The sequence below is a fragment of the Mesobacillus sp. genome, assembly GCF_049588175.1.
Classification (GTDB): domain Bacteria; phylum Bacillota; class Bacilli; order Bacillales; family Cytobacillaceae; genus Mesobacillus.
In genome coordinates this window covers 1-1662 of the sequence record NZ_JBAVFI010000054.1, presented here as the reverse complement: position 1 = coordinate 1662, position 1662 = coordinate 1, and the positions used below count along the sequence as shown (strand labels likewise).

At 36.7% G+C, this 1662-nt stretch carries 1 protein-coding gene; it reads right to left on the bottom strand.

Annotated features, from left to right (window positions below; genetic code table 11):
- The coding region (locus WB217_RS01280) for a dicarboxylate/amino acid:cation symporter (protein WP_423989908.1) at window positions 1–1103 on the bottom strand (1103 nt) is incomplete at its 3' end.
- Between the last annotated feature and the right edge of the window lie 559 nt (window positions 1104–1662).

Below are 1662 nucleotides of genomic sequence, written 5' to 3'. Positions count from 1 at the left end.
ATTTCAAGTGGAAGATCGAACATGGTTAGTACAGCTGAGAGAGTGACAAGTCCTGCTGCCGGAATACCAGCTGTACCAATCGAAAGCAGTGTGCCTACTAGAATAATGGTTAAGAAATCAATTGGAGAAAATTGCGCTCCTGAAACATTGGCGGCAAAAACAATCGATGCTCCCATTCGTAACGCGCCGCCATCTGAATTAAATACGGCTCCTAATGGTAAGCTGAAGTTGACCATCTTTTCGGAAATACCCGCTTTTTTAGCACTTTCAATGGCAACAGGGAGCGTTGCAATACTGCTTGAAGTGAAAAACGCTGTTGTGTATGCGTCTTTCGTGTTGATGAAAAACTTCCTGACAGGTATTTTAAACATTTTAAGAAAACCGCTATAAACAAATACCCACAAAATGATAATCCCAAGATAGAATACCCCGGTAAACTTCAATAATGAGGTAAATGTATCCCATCCTTGTGTGCCAAAAGCCGTTGCTCCAATAGCAAAAATACCAATAGGTGCGTAAAGCATAATTCCTTGAAGGATTCTGAAGAACAGTACATTTGCCGCATCAAATATTGACTGTAGCTGACTTCCGTATTTCTGGATTTTTTCATCCGTTGAAAAGCGCATTCCAGAAATAGTAAAACCGATGATAATGGCAAGAAACATGATGGCCATAAGATTACCTGTAGTGAAAGCAGTAAGGAAATTATCAGGAACAATGCTTAGAATCACATCTGAAACGATTGGAGTTTCAGGTTTATTCACTTCTGCATTAGGCAAAGAAAGTGAATTTCCAGGATTAATCAATAGGGAGAGGCCCAGGCCGATTAAAACAGCAAAGGCTGTAGTGATTCCATAATAAAGAATCAATTTCCCGCCAGTTCTGCCCAACTGTGCTGGATTCATTTGATTCACCGCGAGTACGACAGTTAAAAAGACAACCGGAGTAGCAATGAGATTCAGCAATTTTATTAATAAAGTACCAAGAGGTTTTAATAGTGCTGCCTCTGGCCCAAAGATCACACCGACCAAGATACCAAGGACGAAACCAGCCGTCATTTTTAAAATGAACGATGAGTTCTTATATTTTTTCCAAATGTTCACTTCATTTCCCGCCTCTTTGCTAAAAATTTTTAGGATTACAATATAGCCCAAGTGAAAATGGACCTATTAATAAACTACACTTGTTGAAGAGAACAAACAATAGAGAAATAGATTTCTCCTCTTGAAAATTGATCTTAGGCAGTTAAAGGTGAAAAAGATGTTTTAACTTTTTTATGCTGATCGGTCATTACAAGATTAATAGATATGAAATTTAACTTCTGCAAATGTCTACATCGCAATAAATATTTTAAAAAATATTACACAAAATAATGAACATGGCTGTTTTTTTCTATCGCGCACTTAAATGACTGTTTATACGAAATCACAAAGGGTATGGGACTTAATAGGTATTTATCATTAGGTAAGGATTTCCTAGGAAATTTCAAAAAATGAAAGAAGGGGTCGAGGTTGAAGGAACATCAAAGCAATAAATTTAATGTTATATGGTTAACTGGGGTATTTATCGTAGTCATTCTATTTTTTATTTATTTCACCACATTGGATCACAACGAAAAAGTGGATAACAAGATTGAAAAAAATGATTCACCTCAAACATCTG